Consider the following 17,639-nt stretch of genomic DNA (forward strand, 5'->3'; position numbering starts at 1 on the left):
GGTTCGGCGCTGCCGCGTTCGGCGAGGGGCGGATACCCACCGCGCGGCGGTTCAACCCGTGAGTCGGGTGCTGTCAACTCCGAAGATCGTTGCGGCGCAACGGTCCGCGGGGCACCGGGGTTTGCGGGCGGGGTCGGCCGGGCATCCGCGCCCGTGCCCCTAGCTTGTCCACTGCGCGTCGCGTCCGTTCCCGAACAGCACGTGTACGTCCGGCACCTGTCGGCGCCGAGCGGCGACGCACGGGTGGTCCGGCTCGCCGACGTGGAGGTACCCGGCGCCCCGGCCGGGAGGTGGTGGCCACCGCCCATGCTGGACCCCGCCTGGGTGCTCGGCCACGCCGCGGAGTTCGACGTCTTCCACGTGCACTTCGGCTTCGACGACCGCTCGCTTGCGCAACTGCGGGACCTGGTCGCCGCCTTGGCCGCGACGCGGCACCCCCTGGTGCTCACCGTCCACGACCTGCGCAACCCGCACCACGACGACCCGGGCAGGCACGCCGCGGCGCTGGACGTGCTGGTACCCGCCGCCACCCGGGTGATCACCCTGACCGGCGGCGCGGCGGCGGAGATCGCGCGCCGTTGGGGGCGCACGGCGGTGGTCGTGCCGCACCCGCACGTGGTCGGAGCCGCCCGCGCCGCCCTGCCGCGACCCCCGCGCGCGGGTTTCGCCGTCGGCCTGCACGTCAAGAGCAAGCGCGCCAACAGCGACCCGGTCCCCGTCGCCCGCGCGCTGGCCGCGGTCGTCGCGGAACTGCCGGGGGCGCGGCTGCTGATCGATGCGCACGACGACGGGGGCGGCCGCGCGGTGGCGGCCCGGCTCGCGGACCTGGGTGTGCGCGTCCACCGACCGTTCTCCGACGACGAGTTGTGGGACTACCTGGCGGGGCTGGACCTGTCGGTGTTGCCGTACCGGTTCGGCACCCACTCGGGTTGGTTGGAGGCCTGCCACGACCTGGGCACGGCGGTGCTGGTGCCGAACTGCGGCTACTACGCCGAGCAGGCGCCCTGCCTCGTCTACGGCCACGACGAGTCCGGGTTGGACCGCGACTCGCTCGCCGCGGCGGTGCGCGCCGCCCACCGCGACCGGCCGTCGTGGCACGCCCGCCCCGAACACCGGGCCGCGCAACGTCGCGCGATCGCCGACATCCACGCGCACGTCTACGCCGCGGCCTTGGCGAGCACGCGGTGAGGGTGCGCGCGTACGCGCCGGGCCCCAGCGGCCACGGCGTGGTCCGGCACGCCGCCCTGGTGGCGGACGCGGTGCGCGAGCACGGTTTCCACCCCACCCACTCGGACGCCGACCTCACCCACGCACAATTCTCCGATTCCCTTTATGGGGCCGGCATCGCGCAGGCGACGCGGTCTTTCCTCGACTGGGCCGCCACGGCGCCACGGCCGCTGGTCGTGACCCTGCACGACGTTCCCGGCGGTGACCCGGACGCGCGCCGCGACCGGGAACGGATCTCGGGGTACCGCGAGGTGGCGGGCGTGTGCGACGCGATCCTGGTCTCCTCCCGACACGAAGCGGTGAAGGCACGTGCCTTCACCGACCGGCAGGTTCACGTCATCGACCTGCCGCTGCCGTCGCTGCCCGCGCCCGGGCCCCGGCCGTGGTGGGCCGACCAGCCGGTGCTGGGCGTGCTGGGTTTCCTCTACCCCGGCAAAGGCCACGCCCGCGCCATCGACGCCGCCGCGCGCAGCCCGCTGCACCCCCGCGTCGTCGCCGCGGGCAGCACCAGCCCCGGGCACGCCGACCTGGAGCGGTCGCTGGCCAAGCGGGCGGCAGACCTCGGGGTGGACCTGGTGGTCACCGGGACGCTGTCGGACGCGGACATGGCCGCCGCCGCCGCGGCGATCACCGTGCCGCTGGTGCTCCACGACCGGGCCAGCGCCAGCGGAACGCTGCTCACCTGGTGGGGTTCGCGCCGCCGCCCGCTCGCGGCACCGGGCGACTACGCCGTGGAACTGCACCGGCGCCACCCCGGCTCCCTGGCCCTGTGCGCCGATGATTCCGCGCTGGACCGGGCGGTGGCCGCGGCGCTCGACTCGGTCGGGTCCACGTGGTTGTCGAGCACGCCGCCGTGGCCCGATGTCGGCGCGGCGCACGTGCGGCTCTACCACGCACTCTGCGGGGTCGCCGCGTGAGCACCGACGCGTACGTCCCGCACAACCGCTGGGACCTGCTCGGCACCGACCCGGTGCCCGCGCCCGCGGTCAGCGTGGTGGTCACGCACTACGAGCAGCACGCCCAGCTCGCACTCGTCCTGGCCGCGCTGCGGACCCAGACCACGCCTGCGCTGGAGGTCGTCGTGGCCGACGACGGCTCGGCCCACGCCCCGGTGTGTCCCGACGCGACCGTCCTCACGCAACCCGACCTCGGCTTCCGCGCAGCGGCGGCGCGGAACATGGGCGCCCGGGCCGCGCGGGGGGAGGTCCTGGTGTTCCTCGACGCCGACACCGTCCCCGGACCCGGTTTCCTCGCCGCGCTCACCCGACGGGTGACGCGCTGCCGCGATGTGCTGGCCGTGGGTCGGCGCGCGCACGCCGACCTGAGCGCACTGCGTCCCGGGGACGACCCCGCGACGGCCCCGGCGCTGCCCGCACCCGACTGGTTGCGTGCGGGTTACCGCGCCACGGCGGACCTGCTGCGCGCCGACGGCCGCAGCTTCCGCTACGTCATCAGCGCGGTGCTGGCGTGTCGCGCGAGCCTGTTCGCCGACCTCGGCGGGTTCGACGAGCGCTTCACCGGCTACGGCGGGGAGGACTGGGACCTGGGCTACCGCGCCTGGAACAACGGCGCCGTGCTCGTGCACGAGTCCGACGCCGTCGCCTGGCACGACGGGCCGCCCTGGGAGGGGCGCACGGGCACCTGCGACCTGGACGCCCAGACCGCGCGCCTGGCCGCGTTGATCCCCGAACCCGCGACCAGGGGCGCGCCCCTGCCCGCGGCCGTCCCCGACGTGCTGGTCGACCCGGCGCCCGGGGCGGATGTCGTCCGCGTCACGCATTCGTTGCTGCGCCAGGACTTCCGCGACCTCCGGGTCCGACTCCCGGCGCGGTCGCGGGTCGGCGGGCTCTACGCGGGCATCGCCGACACCCGCGCCTGGTCGTCGGATCAGCGGCACCGGGCCCGGGCGCACCTCGTGGTCGACCGGCCGCTGCCGCCGACCGCGGTCACCGCGGCGATGACGGCACTGGTCGAGGACGACCTGGGCCAGGTCCTCATCACCAGCGACGGGCAACCCGCCGCGGTGTTGCGCAGCACCCGCGCACTCGGGCGGGCGCGGCGGTGGTCCGGTCTCCTCGGGTTCGACGAGGTCGTATCGAGTTTCGGCACGAGAACCGTCGAGGTGGGCGGCAGCCCTGACCGGTGCGACACCCTCGACGGGTTCTTCGCGCGCGGTTGACCGCGATCGACATCGACACCGGCACCCGGCTCAATCGCACGGGATCCACGACCGGGATGGCGCGGGCGGGGTTCTGTGGAGTGCTCGGGCGCGGCTTGGACCGATCAGGCGCGCGGGGCGGTGTCGGCGGTGCCGCAGCGCGGGGACGCGGCCGGTCAGGTGAGCCGTTCGAGCGCGTGGGTGAGCGAGGACAGCGGCGCGGCACCGTCCGCGGTGGTCCATCCCGGGCCGGCGAGGAGGAGTGCGGGGTGGTGGGGTGGGCCGGTCCGCGCCGACTCCCGACGCTGGGACCAGAGCACGACGGCCTCGGGACGGGTCGTGTCGATGGCGCGTGCCAGGCTCTCGGCGGGGACCGCCGGGCCGAGCAGGCGGACCGGGACGCCGCGTTCGACCAGTGCGGCGCCCAGCGCCTCCACGGGCAGGGTGTGCTGCTCGCCGTCGGTGCAGGCGAGCAGCACGGCGGGGCCGCGATGGGCGCTGCCCTCGGCCGTTCGGCGCCGCAGGGCGGTGGAGGTGGCCCAGGACAGCACGTGCTCGCCCGCGACGCACCCGCCCGCCGCGCCCCGCGCCGCGTCCGCGCTCTGGTCGGCCTCGACGGCGGCGAACGCCGGTCGGCACAGCCGCTCCCATGCCGCGACCACGCCACTGCCCGCCAGCACGCGCTCCAGCAGCGCAAGGCAACGCCCGCCGTCGAGGTCCCTGACGGCCGCCAGCAGGGCGGGCAGTGATTGGCTCGGATCGAGGTGGTCCGGTTCCCCAACCACCACGCGCGCGGCGTCCGAGGGCAGGACACCGCCGCGGACCAGGTCGCGCATGCGTTGCAGGCGGGCGAGGTCGTGGTCGGCGTAGCGCCGGTACCCGCCGGGGCGGGCGGGCGCGGGTCCCAAGCCGTAGCGGCGGTGCCAGGCGCGCAATGTCGACTCGGCGACGCCGAGCAGCCGGGCGACCTGCCCGGCTGTGCGAGTCACCTGCTCTACCGCCGCCCTATCGGTCACGCGGAACATCCTCGCACCACCGCGGTCCACCGCGAGTGGGACGGCGCTGGATGGGTAAGCCGTTGGAGAACCGATGCACACCCGATGCAGGATCACCCGAACGGTGGCACGATGGTCCCGTTCGATCACGCCGCGCAGACTCGAGAACCAGGAGCGCCAAGGTCCGTGAGCACCGCGATCCGCGCCGAGGTCCCCTCGGAGGCAGCCCGCTGGCAGGCCCGAGTGCGCGTCGAGGTGATGCGCGAGGTGGGTGGCTTCGTGGCCGCTCGGTGCGCCGAACACGTGGCGGTGCCGGACGCCGGGGAACTGGCCGCCGTGCTGACCGGCTTCGCCGCGGGCGGCAAGTACGTCAGGTCCGCGTTCTTCCTGGCGGGGTGGTCGTGCGTCGCCGAACCCACTCCGGCCGCGGTGCGCGCGGCGGGCAGCCTGGAGCTGCTGCACTGCTTCGCCCTGTTGCAGGACGACGTGATGGACGGTTCCGCGCTGCGCCGCGGGCGGCCCGCGGCGCACGTGGTGTTCGCCGAGTGGCACCGCCGGGAGGGTCTGTCCGGGTGCGCGGACAGGTTCGGCGAGTCGGCGGCCGTGCTGGCCGGGGACCTGTGCCTGGTGTGGTCGGAGCAGATGCTGCGGGAGAGCGGCGTCGACGGTGCCGCGCTCGGGAGGGCTATGCGCCGCTACGACCGGATGCGCAGCGATTTGGCGGTGGGCCAGTTCCGCGACCTGGTGAACGACTCCCGTCGCCTGCCCGCCCTCGACGACGTGCGCGACGTCGCACGGGCCAAGTCCGGTGACTACACCGTGCGCGGCCCACTCGAACTCGGCGCGGAGCTGGCGGGGGCTGCGGAAGGCCAGCTCGACGCCCTCGGGCGCTACGGACGCGTCGTGGGTGAGGCGTTCCAACTGCGCGACGACCTGCTCGGCCTGTTCGGCTCGACGGAGGTGACCGGCAAACCGGTGGGCGAGGACCTGCGGGCGCGCAAGGCCACCGCGGTCGTGGTGCTGGCCAGGGAACGGGCCGATCCCGCTGCCCGTCGCGAACTCGCGCGGCTCGACGGCCTCGACCGGCTCACCGACGACGACGTCGAGCGCTACCTGCGGGTGCTGGCGGCCACCGGCGCGCGCGAATGGGCGGAGCGCCTGATCGGGCAGCGGCTGGCCGAGGGGATCGCCGCCCTCTCGCGGGTGCCTCTGCCCGACCCGGCGCGCGATCGTCTCCTCCACCTGGCGCACTCGTGCGGCAGCCGAAGCCACTAGGGAGCGTCGACGTGCGGACTGTGAGCGGGCGGACGGATCGCGTGGTGGTCGTGGGAGCGGGTCTCTCCGGGCTCGCCGCCGCGCTGCACCTCGCCGGTCGGGGCCGCGAGGTGGTGGTGCTCGAGCGCGAGGACGTGCCCGGTGGGCGCGCGGGCCGGGTCGACGTGGACGGCTACCGGCTCGACACCGGCCCGACTGTGCTGACGATGCCGGACCTCGTGGCGGACGCGCTGGGCGCGGTGGGCGCGGCGCTCGAGGATCACCTGTCGTTGATCCCGCTCTCCCCGGTGTACGACGCCCGGTTCGCCGACGGGAGCGGGCTGGCGGTGCGCAGCGACGCCGAGGCGATGGCCGAGGAGGTGCGGGCGTTCGCGGGCCCGGCCGAGGCGCGCGGCTACCTGCGCCTGCGCGACTGGCTCACCCGGCTCTACCGCGTCGAGTACGACCGGTTCATCGCGGCCAACACCGACTCGCCGCTGTCGCTGCTGTCCCCCGCGCTGGCGCGCTTGGTCGCCATGGGCGGGTTCGGCAGCCTGGAGCGGCAGGTCGGGCGGTTCATCGGCGACGACCGGCTCCGCCGCGTGTTCAGCTTCCAGTCGCTGTACGCGGGCGTCCCGCCGCGGCGCGCCCTCGCGGTGTACGGCGTGATCGCCTACATGGACACCGTGGCCGGTGTGTTCTTCCCGCGGGGCGGTGTTCGCGCCCTGCCGGACGCGCTCGCCTCCGCCGCCGCGGCGGCGGGGGTGCGGTTCGAGTACGGCGCGCCGGTCACCGCGCTGGAGCGGCGGGGCGATCGGGTGACCGCCGTGCGCACGAGCCGGGGGTCCCGGGTGCCGTGCGACGCGGTGGTGCTGACCACCGAGCCGCACGTCGCCTACCGGCTCCTCGGCGGCGCGCCGAGGCGGCCGGTGCGGCTGCGGCCCGCGCCCTCGGCCCTGGTCGTGCACCTCGGGGTACCGCGCCGGTGGGACACCGGCCACCACGTGATCAGCTTCGGCGCGGCCTGGCGGGAGACCTTCCGCGAACTCATCGACCAAGGGCGGACGATGACCGACCCGTCGCTGCTGATAACCCGGCCGACGGCCACTGATCCCGACCTCGCCCCGCCGGGCCACGACCTGCTGTCGGTGCTGGCGCCCGTGCCCAACCTCGACCGCGGCCGCCTGGACTGGGACCGGCACGGCGAGTCCTACGCCGCGCGGGTGCTGGAGGTGGTCGAACACCGCCTGCTACCGGGCCTGACCGGCGAGGCGGAAGTCCTGCACACCACCACGCCCGCCGACTGGGCGCGTGGTGGCCTCGTGGCGGGCACGCCGTTCAGCTACGCGCACACAATGGCCCAGACCGGGCCGTTCCGCCCGGGCAACTTCCCCCGGGCCACCGCCAACGCGGTGCTCGCGGGCTCCGGCACGGTTCCGGGGGTCGGGGTACCCACGGCGCTGATCTCCGGTCGGCTTGCGGCCGACCGGATCACCGGTGAGCCCGCGACAACGCGATCACGCACCACCGCGGTGGGGCGGGGGCCGCGGTGAGTGCCCGGGAACTGGACGCCGCCGGGATCACCGATCCGGCGCTGCGGACCGCCTACACCCGGTGCCGCGCGCTCAACGCCGCACACGGCCGCACGTACTTCCTCGCCACCCGCCTGCTCGCTGCCCGGCAGCGGCCCGCGGTGCACGCGCTGTACGGGTTCGCCCGCTGGGTCGACGACCTCGTCGACGTACCCGCCGAAGGCGCGACCCCGGACACCGTGGGCGCGGCCATCGACCGCGCCGAACGGGAGTTGTCGTTCGGGCTCGCGACCGGGCTCGGCGACGAGCCGGTCGTGGTCGCCCTCGCGCACACGGCGCAGCGCCACGGGATCGACCCGGCGCTGTTCACCGCCTTCCTCGACTCCATGCGGATGGACCTGCGCGTGCGGGACTACCCCACCCGGGCGGACCTGCGCCGTTACACCCACGGTTCGGCCAGTGTGATCGGCCTGCAGATGCTGCCGGTGCTGGGCACTACCGCCGACCCCGCCGAGGCCGCGCCGCGCGCCGCGGCGCTGGGCGAGGCGTTCCAACTGACCAACTTCCTGCGCGACGTGGCCGAAGACCTCGACCGCGACCGGGTGTACCTGCCCGCCGACGAACTGGCGGCGGCGGGTGTGGACCGGGAACGCCTCGCCTGGTGCAGGCAGCGCGGCGCGGCGGACCCGCCGGTGCGCCGCGCGGTCGCCGAGCAGGTCGCACGCACCCGCACCATCTACCGCTTCGCCGCGCCCGGCGTCGCCATGCTGCACCCGGGATCCCGGCCGTGCATCGCCACCGCTTTGACCCTCTACTCCGGGATCCTGGACCGAATCGAGGCGATGGACCACGACGTGTTCGCGGGCCGGGCCGCCGTGGGGCGCGCCAGGAAGGCACTCGTCGCCGCACCGGCGTTGACCCGGGCCTGGTGGGCGCGGTGGCGCGCCGAGGCCGCCGCCGCGCGGGCCCGCTAGCTGTTGCGGGTCATCGGGACGCGCAGGGCGTAGCACCGCTCGGCGTAGGCGAGGTCGTCGCGCCACAGCCTGGCGGCTGTTCGCCGCATGAGCGGCCGCAGCACCGGCGCGAACCGGCGCGCCGCGGCGAAACCCGCCCGGTCGGAGGTGGCGATGGTGGCCTCCACCACCGCGGTCCGCGCCCGACCGTCCGCGCCCGGGGACAGCGGCGTGGCGTGGGTCTCCACCACGCTGCCCGCCCCCTCCCCCTCGGTGATGCGCATGACGACCGTGCGGGGCCCCGGGCAGGAGAACTCCGCCCGCACCGGCACCCCGAGGCGCGGCGCGACCCGGAACGTCACCGCGACCACGAAGCGGTCCTGCACCGCGGGCAGGTCCATGGTCGCGTCCGGGGCGGATTCCACGGTGAGCCGGGTGAACGAGTACGGGTGGAACCAGGCACCGTGCCAGGGATCCAGGCGGTTGGCGACGACGTCCTCCGGCTCGCACACCCCGGTCAGCGTCGCCACGGCGGCGATCGACGCGTGCGGATCCGGGCGGTGGGGCAGTACCGGCGCGGGAGTCGGCGCCTCGCCGCCGACGTCGTCGAGACGCGCCCAGGCGAGCACACCGTCGTCGTGGGCGGGCAGCGGCCGCCAACCGGGGCCGCCGCTCGCGTCGAGCGCCAGTCCGTGCCAGCGGCAGCGCAGCACGCCGCAGTCGACCCGCCCCGCGGCGAGCGGGGCCCCCAGGTGCGGGCACACCCCGGAACCGACCACCAGCGCGCCGTCCGCCGCGCGCCAGGCGACCAGCTCGTGGCGTCCGACCGAGGTCCCGAAAGGACGGTCAGCGCGGATGTCGGCGCTCGCGGCCAGGACGAACCAGTTGCCCGACGGGCGGGTCGCCGCCCGCTTCGCCGCCGCCCCGATCACCGCCGGGCTCGCCTGCGCGTAGGTCGGGGTCTGCTCCCGCCACCTCTGCTCGGCCAGCGGCCGCACCGGAATCCCCGCGGGCCAACGGTCGCGGATCCGGTCGAACAGCGTCATCGGGGGTTCCCCTTCTCACATGGACCGAGGCGGAGCGCGCGCTCAGGGCGACCCGATACCCGAACAGCAGCACGAGGTGCAACAGGAACAGCCACAGCGCCGACGCGACCACGGCGCCGACGACCGGCAGACCGCCGAAGGGCAGCGACCAGTCCACGGGGATCGCCAGGAACAGCACGTAGCCGTGCAGGAACCCGGTGAGCACCGCACCGAGCCAGAACGCGGTGACGGCGACCGCACGAACGGACAGCGCCGTGGGCCCGATACCCGCGAGCACCAGACCCACCACCGCGCACACCGGCACCAGGTCCAGGTGGAACGACAGCACCACTCCGAGCACCGTCGACCAGCCACCCGCGGCGTACAGGGGCGCGACGACGGGCGCGAACACCAGCGGGAGCGCCACCAGCACCGGCGCGGCGAGGAGCACCGGCAGGAACCGCAGCCTGCCCACCCACCCCGTCGACCCGCTGACCGGACCGCCCGTGACGGCGATGAGCCCGCGCCGCAGCCCCTCCCCGTAGAGGCTGGCGGGCAGCACAGCCGCCACCAACACCGGCCAGGAGGCACGCACCGCCACGTCGGCGAGCGCCGTCAGCGCCGGACGGGCGTCGTGCGCCGCGGGCAGCGACTCCCCCAGCAGCCGCGCTCCGTCGACCACCAGCGCGGGACCGAACGCGGCGGCGGCTCCCCAGAGGGCCGACATCAGCAGCGGGACGACGGCGAGGACGCCGAAGAAGGTCAGCCCAGCAGCCCACAGCACGAGGTCGCGGCCCCGCAGAGCCCCGCGCACGTCGACGGCGGTGGCGCGGACGAGCGCGAGCGGGGTGGGGCGGGACACGGACCCGGGGTACCCGCTCGACCGCGCCCCCACCCCTTCCGTGACGCGCGTGACCGGCGGCGACTCGACTGGGTTCGCGCCCGCTCTGCCCCATCCAGCCTTCCGGGGCGCCAGGCACGCCACCTTCGGGATACGGGTACATCCAGGACTCTCGACGACCCAACGCCCACTCGACCACCTCCGCCCGGTGACAGGCGCGCAGACGGGCTTGTAGACGAACGACGACGACGCAGGCCTCAAGGAGTTCACCAGCCCACTCCCAACGATCGCGCATGTGCGGCACACACTCCCAAGTCGGTAGACCCTTCGGGTCGACAGGGGCGACGGTGGTGATCGGTACGGCGCGGCATCCCCGGCCGCTGGCTCAGCAGGCGGTCATCGTGTGGGTGTCCTGCGCCTCGTGCGTCGGGAGAGAGCGGAGTTGACCTCGGAGACCAGGGTGGACGGGCGGCCCAGGGCTCGCTGAGCCGTTGCTCGGATCGCACCGTCTCGGCTGCGGCGTCGTCGAGCCAGGTCAGGTCCAGCACCGGGCCGAACCAGTCGACCTGATGGGACCGGAGGGCCGGATATGCGTCGGTACCCTCCGGATCCTCCGCTTCCAGGTGCTCCCATTCGCTGTCGTCGTCGCGATGGGCGAAAGTGAGGTTGACCGCGTGGTCATCCCCGACCCGGTGGACGCGCACCCACAAGTACCCCACAGGCGTCCCGTCCGAGGCTGCCGAGGCGACTCGGTTGTCGAAGTCCTCCAGTGGTGTCATCGGAACCCTCCGGGTGTCGGACGTGGTGGTCGACGGTCATCGTGCCCGAGTTTGGTCGTGGCGGCGGATGCCTGCCCGGGTCGAAAAAGCTGTCATCGGCTGTGAGCCGGGATTCGGCAGCCGGTTCGGGTCGTCGCCGGGTGCGCGTGGTTCCACGGTGTGGCTTGGGGTTGGCTGGTGCCCTGGCGCTCGACGCAGGGGCAGTAGCGCTGGAGGTGGCGGCCGAGGGTAGTCAGTCAGCTGCTTCTACCCAGCCGTCGTACAAGGCGCGGGCGGGTGTGGTGATCGCCGCGGCTGTCGCGCTGGTGCTCGACGCGCTCACCTGAGTGGTGCACCTCGTGCTGCTCGCCCGCATCCGTGCCACCGACCGGGGCGCGGCGGTGTCCGCTGACCGAATCTGGCCGTGCCGCTGTGGCTCTACGGCGTGCTGTTCGCCGTCAGCGGGCTGGTCGGTCTCCTGGGTTCTCTCCTGTCCGGGCGCATGGTCCGGCGACGGGGTCTGCGGTGGACGGCGGTCCTGGGCAGCATCGGCGCTGTGGGGGGCGGCGTTCGTTCTGCCGCTCGCCCGCAGTCCGCTGCCCGTGGCGCCCGGCCTGGCCGTGCTGGGGTTGGCCATGACCGCCGCTTTCGGCGCCATCGCGAGTGTGGGCTGACCGGCGCGATGACCGACCTTGTTCCCGAGGACATCCTCGGCCGTGTGATGGCCACCCTCCGCACGGTCACCACAGCCGCGCAGGCCTTGGAGCCCTCGCCGCGGGCCTGCTCGGCGACACCCTCGGCCTCCGCCCCACCGTGTGGCTGTGCGCGGCCCTGTCCCTGCTGGGTGTCCTCCTGGTCGGGCATTCGTTTACCGCGGCGCGGACACCGGAACCCGTGGCGGTAGCGGCGTGACGCCGTTGGGCTGACCGGCGCACTGGTCTCCCTCCCCACCCGGGTCCGACGCTGACGTAGCGCTGCTCGCCGCGCGACTGGTCGGCCGGCCTGCGGGAGCCGACCCGGTTCACCAACCCCCTGGCTGCGCGGGATCCCGCTATCGGGCCACCGGTCGCGGCGGCGAGCAACGCCTCCCGCACAGCGTCCTCGTCCGCCGCGAAATCCCGGTGCGGGCGCGCGGGCAGCCGGGAGCCGCGGCGCGCGCAGGTGCAGCGGGGTTCCTGTCCTCGGGGTCGCTGCGGATCAGCAGCAGGTCCTCGCCGCGTCCCTCCCGCACCTGGCTGGGCGCGGGTCGCGGTTACGCCGACGGTCCCGCGACCCCGATGACGTTGCCCTCGGGGTCGGCGAATCGCCCGACGGTGAAGTCGCCGGAGCTGGGCTCCGGTCCCAGCAGCCGCTTGCCGCCCAGGCTCTCGGCCTTGCTCAGCGCGGCCTCCACGTCGGGCACGCCGACGTAGAACAGCACGCGGCGCTCGAAGCCGTCGCCGCCGCCGATCCCGCCGTTGATGCCATTGCCGTCACCGGTCGCGCCGCCGTCCACGAAGTGGTACTTCCCCGGCTGCGAGACCTTCTCGGTGGTGGCGTCACCGGTGCTGAACCGCCAGTCGAACAGCCCCGCGTAGTAGTCGCGCAGCGCGTCCGGCGCGGTCCCGATCACCTCGAAGTGCACTACGGGCAGACCCATGCCCACGTCCTCTCGTCGCGTCGTCGGGTGCCCGGTGCGGGCACCTCCACCCCAGAGGTCGAAGCGGACCGGCCGGGATCGACATCCGGCCCGGGTGCTCGACCCCCGAGCGCTCCACCACGGGGACTGTGTCGCGGGCGGCGGAGGTACGCAAGTGACAACTCGTTCGCCAGGTCGTCTGCGGTCCATACCCGTCCGGTCCGTCCGGTGCTCACGAAGACCTTCCGCCACCCAATCATCGGGGGAGATCACCGTCGACCGCGGCGCACTCACCCTCGCCTGCTCGTCTCGACGCGGTGCGATCGAGACCGGATGGTCGGTCGCTGCGGGTTCGGTGCAGTGGCAAGGCCGCAGCGGCCACCCTGCCACGGGGAAGATCCGGCGGCGAGACTAGGCCGTTCGGGTTACGGTCGCCTGGCGGAGTGCAGGCTACCGGGAGGTGATCGCAGTGGTGCGAAAGGCCTCCGGTCGGGTGCCCGGCTGGGTGGAGCCGATGCTGGCCAAATCGGACGCGGGCAGGTTGCGGTCGGGCCCGGAGTGGGTCTACGAGTACAAGCTCGACGGCTACCGCTGCTGCCTGCGGATCGCCGCCGACGGAACGACGGTGTTGACGAGCCGCAACGGCATCGACTTCACCGACGAGTTCCCCGAGCTGGCCGAGGTGTACGAGGGCGGCACCGGGGTCGGGGCGGTGGTGTTGGACGGGGAAATCGTCACCTACGACGAGCACGGCCGGGTCGAGTTCGCACTGCTGCAGGAGCGGCGTGGCCGCTACCGCGCCCACGCCGCCGCACCGAAGCGCGAAACCCGGTTCGACGACGTCGCGGTGCGGTTCCTGGCTTTCGACCTCCTGCGCGAGGGCGACACGCCCCTGTTGCACCGGCCCCTCGTCGAACGTCGAGAGCGGCTGGCCGAGATCCCGATGCCCGACCCCTACCGGGTGGCGGTGCTGCGGGCGGTTGGGTTCGACGAACTGGCCGCCGACCGGCGGACCCCGCAAGACCTGCTCGCCACGGCCGCCGCCGATGGCGCGGAGGGTCTGGTGGCCAAGCTGCGGGACGCGTCGTACTCCCCCGGCAAGCGCCCGGGCGCCTGGCTCAAGCACCCCCTCGTGCGGACCCAGGACGTAATCCTGTGTGGATGGCGGCCCGGCCGCAACCGGCTCACCGGCTCCCTCGGCGGACTACTGCTCGGCGCCCACGACCCCACCACCGGTGACCTGGTCTACCTGGGTGATGTGGGAACCGGGTTCAGCGAACGCGAGCGCCGCGAGCTGCCTGCGCGGCTGCAGCAGCGGGCCACGCACCCGTTCGCGGTCGCCCCGCCGCGCGAGGACGTGCGTGGCGTGTCCTGGGTGGAGCCGGAGTTGGTGGGTGAGGTGGTGTACCGGCAGTTCACCCGCGGTGCGGGGCGGCTGCGCCACACCGCTTGGCGCGGCCTGCGCGACGACCTCGACCCCGCCGAAGTCGCCGCGCCCAGCACCGCGGCGCGCTCCGCGCAGGCACGGGTCGAACGGGACGAGCCCCCGGTGGGGACGGCGGCCCGGGTCACCGTGCAGGTCGAATCGCGTCGGTTGACGATCTCCAACCTGGACAAGCCGCTGTACCCGTGTGGGTTCACCAAGGGCGAGGTCATCCACTACTACAGCCGCATCGCGCCCATCCTGCTGCCGCACCTGGAGAACCGGCCCGTCACGCTCATCCGCTACCCCGACGGCGTGGGCGGCGAGCAGTTCTACGAGAAGAACGCGCCCAACGGCAAACCCGACTGGCTGCGCACCGCGCACCTGCCGAGCACCGGCTCCCGCAGCGGCCGGGGGCCGGGCGTCATCGAGTACCTGCTGCTCGATGACCTGCCCGGGTTGGTGTGGGTGGCCAACCTGGCCGCGCTGGAGCTGCACGTACCACAGTGGGCAGTCGGCGGCGGAGACCGACGACTGGCGCCGGACCGGGTCGTGTTCGATCTCGACCCCGGACCCGGCACGACGATCGTGGAGTGCGCCCGCGTCGCCGAACACCTCCACGACGTCCTCACCGCTGACGGCCTGGGCCCGGTCGCGTGCACCTCCGGTGGCAAGGGGATGCAGATCTACGCCGCGCTGCACGCCGATGATCCCGCCACGGCCGCCGCCTACGCCAAGACCGTGGCCGAGCGGTTCGCCGCCGAGTCCCCGGACGCGGTGACCGCGAAGATGACCAAGGCCCTGCGGACGGGCAAGGTGCTCATCGACTGGAGCCAGAACAACCCCGCCAAGACCACGATCACCCCCTACTCCCTGCGCGGACGCGAGCAGCCGACCGTGGCCACCCCACTCACCTGGGACGAGGTCAGGGCCTGCCGCCATGCCGACCAACTGGTCTTCGCCCCCGAGGACGTCCTCGACCGCGTCGAGCACCACGGCGACCTCCTCGCCCGCCTCGCGCATGGGGCCGCGCTGCGAGCCCGCTGACGTGGCAGGCCGCGAGATCCGCAGTGCACGCCCGCACCGACCGAGTCCACCGTGGACGATCACCCGCCGCGATGATCTCGCAGTCCTCCTCCGCTGAACGAGGACGTATGGCGACACAGGTGGACCATGAGCAGAAACCTACTGCCCGCCCATCCTCGAACACGAGGATGGGCGGGCAGTTGACGCTCTGCCAGGCGGCCCTACGTCGCGCTGCGGACTTCCTTCGATGCTGCTTTGGCTTCGTCCGAGACGTTCTGGGCCGCATCGGTCGCGGCGGACTTCACCGATGCCACAGCCTCCTGAGCGGTTCGCGAAGAGCCTCCCCCGTCTGCTGAGCCACCTGGCTCAGGTGCTCGCCGAGGGGGCCCGCGACCTGGTCCTTGACCTTCTCGGCCGCCTTCTGCTCGGGTTCGCTCGCCGGGGCGAGCGAGGCGACCAGCCACCCCGCACCGAACGCGATCAGGCCCGCGGCCAACGGGTTGCCGGTGGTGCCGCGGCGGATCGCCGCGGGAGCGTCCTGCACCGCCTGGGTCGCGTTGGACGCACCCGTGGTCACCGTGTCGGCGACCTGGTGCAGCGTCGACGGCTCGTGCTGCGTCACGTTCCGACGCGGTGACGGGGTGCCCATCACGGAGTCCCTGGCGCTGGAGATCGCTCGCCGGAAGCGGTTGACCCGCCGGTGCACCACCCGGCTCGGGGTGACCTTCTCCGCCAGAGCGTCGACATCAGCGCCGAGGGCGCGCTGCGTGCCCTCGATCTCGTTGCGCAGCTGAACTGGATCTCTGCTCACGGTCGTGGTTTCCTCTACTACTGGGGCTTGAGGGCGTCGGGGACCTGCTTGAGGGTGTCCACGGTGCGTTCGGGCACCGGGTCCACCGTGCGGAGCGCACTACGGCCGCTCACATACAGGGCGGCACCCGCGAGGAAGGCACCGGGCTTGCGCCTGGCGAACTCCCGCACCTCCTCGACCAGGTCGCCGGGCTCGCGGTCTTCCAACCACGACGCCACCTTGCGCGCCCGGTGCGCGATCTCCCGGACGACATCGTCCGCGACACCGGACTTCTGGGAGTTCTCCGACATGTCTTCGAGGTGCCCGGCGGTGGTGTGCAGACCGCGGGCCACTTTGCGCTGCGTTCCGCGTGCCTGTTCGTTCAATCGGGCTAACCCATGGTCGAGTAGGTCACTCACCTGGGCACGCGCCTGCCCGGTCACTTCCTTCAGCCCGTCCGCGGCGGTGTCGCCAGTTCGTGAGCCGCCGGAGACGATGACTTCCCGGATACCTGGATCGGCGGGACCGCCGCTTCCGGGGTGGGGCGGCGCATAGCGGCCGGACTGCTGTGTCACCCGTCCTCCTGGGGACGGGGACGGTGTATGCAGAAGAGCTACCCGTAGCACCGCCGGGAAAACGCCTGGACGGCATGCTGTTCCGCAGTCTCGTCCAAACGCCTTGTCAGCAAAAAGAATCATTCGGTTCCCGGACGCACGACGTCCGAAGAGGACGTCACCGCACAGCCTGATCCCGCTGACCCGAAGTCGACAGGGTTCGTTTGCGGGACAGCGACTTCGTTTGGCGGCACTGCATGACAAGGGCCCGGCACACCAGGCGCCGGACCCTCGGTCGTCACGTGTCGCCTCAGTCGACAGCCGGGCCGGATTCACCACTCCCGGACAACTCCTTGATGAACTGGTGGCACTTGCGCGCCCGATCGGAGTCCTGGTTCATCACGTCGCTGAAGAAAGTCCGCGATGTCGTCCCGGCCCGCATTCCGCGCATCACGCACATACTGGCCGTAATCGTGCCCGGCTTTGAGGGAGTGGTACTGCACCGAGACCAAGTCGAAGGTCACGTCATCGAAACCGATTTCACCGGTGGCCATATCGTCCTCCGGTAGGACTGCGTGCCGAACGTTGGTCTTGGTGCCTTCACCCGTCCGGGCCGAACTCATGCACAAAAACGGCTCGCGTTGGAAGAATCCCCCCGTTCGTGCGTTGTGCAACGGTGGTGTTCCTCGCCCGCTGTCGCGGGTCAGCTTTCGACGTGTTCCTTGAGTGCGTCGTAGAGCAGGTGCAGTGCGTCCGCCCCCGCGACGACGGTGAGGCCGGTGGTAACGAGCCGGGCGGGGCGGGGCGCGACGACGTGGCAGGCCAGCAGTGCGGTCGCCGTCCACACGGCGGCGCAGAACGGGCAGGTGAGCAGTTCACCCACAGCGTGGACGTGGGCGCTCGCAGTGGGTGCGACGACCTCGTTCACCTCACCCGCGCCAGCCGGTCCCTCGTGGCGGGTGAAGGGCGCGCGCAGCGGGCTGAGAACCGCGTCCTTGGTCAACATCCTGCTGCCCCGGTGGGTGGCCACGACGAGCAGCACAGTCTCGGCGAGGGTGAATCGGTCAGGCAACCGCGCGCCGCGGAGCCGACCGACCCCGACCGCTCCGGCGACCGCTGCCGCGTAGGTGGCGAGTGCGCGCACGTAACCGGCCAGTGGTTTGTCCGAGCCGTTGAAAGACCGGCCGGTTGACATCAGCGACCTGCCCGCCTTGGACGCTGTGCTGCTGTCACACCTGCGCCCGGTCGTCGGCCTCCTGACCAAGCGGACCGGCCGAAGCGCGGCGCCTGCTGGTCAGCGCGGAGCAGGTAGATCGAGTGGGGCTTGACGGTCGCACCGAGCATGTCAGTGGCAGGCAGGACGCTGTCGGTGCCGGTAGCAGCCCGGGACCTGCCTCGGTGAGCGGCCCCAGGTGCAGCGGCCGGTCGAGGGACCGAGCCACTGGACAGCGACAAACCCGACGGTTCGGACGGCCACGGGTCGCG

At 73.3% G+C, this 17,639-nt stretch carries 16 protein-coding genes; 9 read left to right on the forward strand and 7 right to left on the reverse strand.

Translation table 11 applies throughout. The features are described 5' to 3' along the window. The first annotated feature begins 306 nt into the window (after positions 1-306). From CLV40_RS20615 to CLV40_RS20625, 3 genes are read left to right on the forward strand one after another with little or no spacing between them, the layout of a single operon-like run. The gene (locus CLV40_RS20615; RefSeq protein WP_245931422.1) at positions 307-1,188 is read left to right on the forward strand and encodes a glycosyltransferase family protein; all 882 of its coding nucleotides are present in this window, start codon (positions 307-309) and stop codon (positions 1,186-1,188) included. Continuing rightward, a complete protein-coding gene (locus CLV40_RS20620) occupies positions 1,185-2,144 on the forward strand; it encodes a glycosyltransferase family protein (protein ID WP_146108134.1) in 960 nt (319 codons plus the stop codon). Before CLV40_RS20615 ends, CLV40_RS20620 begins: the two co-directional genes overlap by 4 nt. Continuing rightward, entirely contained in the window at positions 2,141-3,406 is a 1,266-nt protein-coding gene (locus CLV40_RS20625) for a glycosyltransferase family 2 protein (protein ID WP_181043625.1), read from the forward strand. The genes CLV40_RS20620 and CLV40_RS20625 overlap by 4 nt, the downstream gene beginning before the upstream one ends. Positions 3,407-3,561: 155 nt before the next feature. Here the strand turns inward: CLV40_RS20625 and CLV40_RS20630 are convergent, their stop codons facing one another. Further along, positions 3,562-4,374, reverse strand: a complete 813-nt coding sequence (locus tag CLV40_RS20630; protein WP_181043626.1) for a MerR family transcriptional regulator — start codon at positions 4,372-4,374, stop codon at positions 3,562-3,564. A 192-nt stretch (positions 4,375-4,566) separates the two neighbouring features. Between CLV40_RS20630 and CLV40_RS20635 the strand changes: the two genes are divergently transcribed. From CLV40_RS20635 to CLV40_RS20645, 3 genes are read left to right on the forward strand one after another with little or no spacing between them, the layout of a single operon-like run. Further along, complete coding sequence (locus CLV40_RS20635) at positions 4,567-5,655, forward strand: polyprenyl synthetase family protein (RefSeq protein WP_245931423.1); 1,089 nt, start codon at positions 4,567-4,569, stop codon at positions 5,653-5,655. 11 nt (positions 5,656-5,666) lie between these two features. Further along, a complete protein-coding gene (gene crtI / locus CLV40_RS20640) occupies positions 5,667-7,187 on the forward strand; it encodes a phytoene desaturase family protein (protein ID WP_104480606.1) in 1,521 nt (506 codons plus the stop codon). After that, positions 7,184-8,140, forward strand: a complete 957-nt coding sequence (locus CLV40_RS20645) for a phytoene/squalene synthase family protein (protein WP_104480607.1) — start codon at positions 7,184-7,186, stop codon at positions 8,138-8,140. Before crtI ends, CLV40_RS20645 begins: the two co-directional genes overlap by 4 nt. Here CLV40_RS20645 and CLV40_RS20650 read toward each other — a convergent pair. Both CLV40_RS20650 and CLV40_RS39700 read right to left on the reverse strand, forming a co-directional pair. After that, complete coding sequence (locus tag CLV40_RS20650) at positions 8,137-9,051, reverse strand: Rieske (2Fe-2S) protein (protein WP_245931424.1); 915 nt, start codon at positions 9,049-9,051, stop codon at positions 8,137-8,139. The two genes, CLV40_RS20645 and CLV40_RS20650, sit on opposite strands and share 4 nt — an antisense overlap. Then, positions 8,966-9,958 carry a YhjD/YihY/BrkB family envelope integrity protein gene (locus CLV40_RS39700; RefSeq protein ID WP_245931425.1) on the reverse strand — a complete coding sequence of 331 codons (993 nt, stop codon included), beginning with the start codon at positions 9,956-9,958 and terminating at the stop codon, positions 8,966-8,968. Before CLV40_RS39700 ends, CLV40_RS20650 begins: the two co-directional genes overlap by 86 nt. A 970-nt stretch (positions 9,959-10,928) precedes the next feature. Here CLV40_RS39700 and CLV40_RS38145 point away from each other — a divergent pair. Further along, complete coding sequence (locus CLV40_RS38145; protein WP_181043627.1) at positions 10,929-11,090, forward strand: hypothetical protein; 162 nt, start codon at positions 10,929-10,931, stop codon at positions 11,088-11,090. 905 nt (positions 11,091-11,995) lie between these two features. Here the strand turns inward: CLV40_RS38145 and CLV40_RS20660 are convergent. Beyond that, positions 11,996-12,382 carry a VOC family protein gene (locus CLV40_RS20660; RefSeq protein ID WP_104480610.1) on the reverse strand — a complete coding sequence of 129 codons (387 nt, stop codon included), beginning with the start codon at positions 12,380-12,382 and terminating at the stop codon, positions 11,996-11,998. Between the two features lie 448 nt (positions 12,383-12,830). Here CLV40_RS20660 and ligD point away from each other — a divergent pair, with 448 nt between their 5' ends. Continuing rightward, on the forward strand, positions 12,831-14,831 hold the full coding sequence (gene ligD, locus CLV40_RS20665) for a DNA ligase D (RefSeq protein WP_374065045.1): 2,001 nt from the start codon (positions 12,831-12,833) through the stop codon (positions 14,829-14,831). Positions 14,832-15,111: 280 nt separating this feature from the next. Here the strand turns inward: ligD and CLV40_RS20670 are convergent, their stop codons facing one another. Both CLV40_RS20670 and CLV40_RS37335 read right to left on the reverse strand, forming a co-directional pair. After that, on the reverse strand, positions 15,112-15,621 hold the full coding sequence (locus CLV40_RS20670; protein ID WP_245931426.1) for a DUF3618 domain-containing protein: 510 nt from the start codon (positions 15,619-15,621) through the stop codon (positions 15,112-15,114). A 17-nt stretch (positions 15,622-15,638) separates the two neighbouring features. Then, entirely contained in the window at positions 15,639-16,175 is a 537-nt protein-coding gene (locus CLV40_RS37335; protein ID WP_146108136.1) for a phage holin family protein, read from the reverse strand. Positions 16,176-16,510: 335 nt separating this feature from the next. On the opposite strand from CLV40_RS37335, the gene CLV40_RS38150 reads away from it, so the two are divergent. Continuing rightward, a complete protein-coding gene (locus tag CLV40_RS38150) occupies positions 16,511-16,723 on the forward strand; it encodes a hypothetical protein (RefSeq protein WP_181043628.1) in 213 nt (70 codons plus the stop codon). 134 nt (positions 16,724-16,857) lie between these two features. Here CLV40_RS38150 and CLV40_RS20685 read toward each other — a convergent pair whose 3' ends face one another. Further along, positions 16,858-17,349, reverse strand: coding sequence for a DUF1360 domain-containing protein (locus tag CLV40_RS20685; protein WP_104480612.1), 492 nt, complete (start codon positions 17,347-17,349; stop codon positions 16,858-16,860). Positions 17,350-17,639 lie beyond the last annotated feature (290 nt).

Origin of the sequence: Actinokineospora auranticolor (assembly GCF_002934265.1) — a bacterium.
Taxonomy (GTDB): domain Bacteria; phylum Actinomycetota; class Actinomycetes; order Mycobacteriales; family Pseudonocardiaceae; genus Actinokineospora; species Actinokineospora auranticolor.

Bases quoted from the DNA above. Each gene is read 5' to 3' on its own strand.
- CLV40_RS38150 (WP_181043628.1), top strand. From the start codon at position 16,511: ATGAACTGGTGGCACTTGCGCGCCCGATCGGAGTCCTGGTTCATCACG.
- CLV40_RS20660 (WP_104480610.1), bottom strand. From the start codon at position 12,382: ATGGGTCTGCCCGTAGTGCACTTCGAGGTGATCGGGACCGCGCCGGAC.
- CLV40_RS20685 (WP_104480612.1), bottom strand. From the start codon at position 17,349: ATGTCAACCGGCCGGTCTTTCAACGGCTCGGACAAACCACTGGCCGGT.
- CLV40_RS20615 (WP_245931422.1), top strand. From the start codon at position 307: ATGCTGGACCCCGCCTGGGTGCTCGGCCACGCCGCGGAGTTCGACGTC.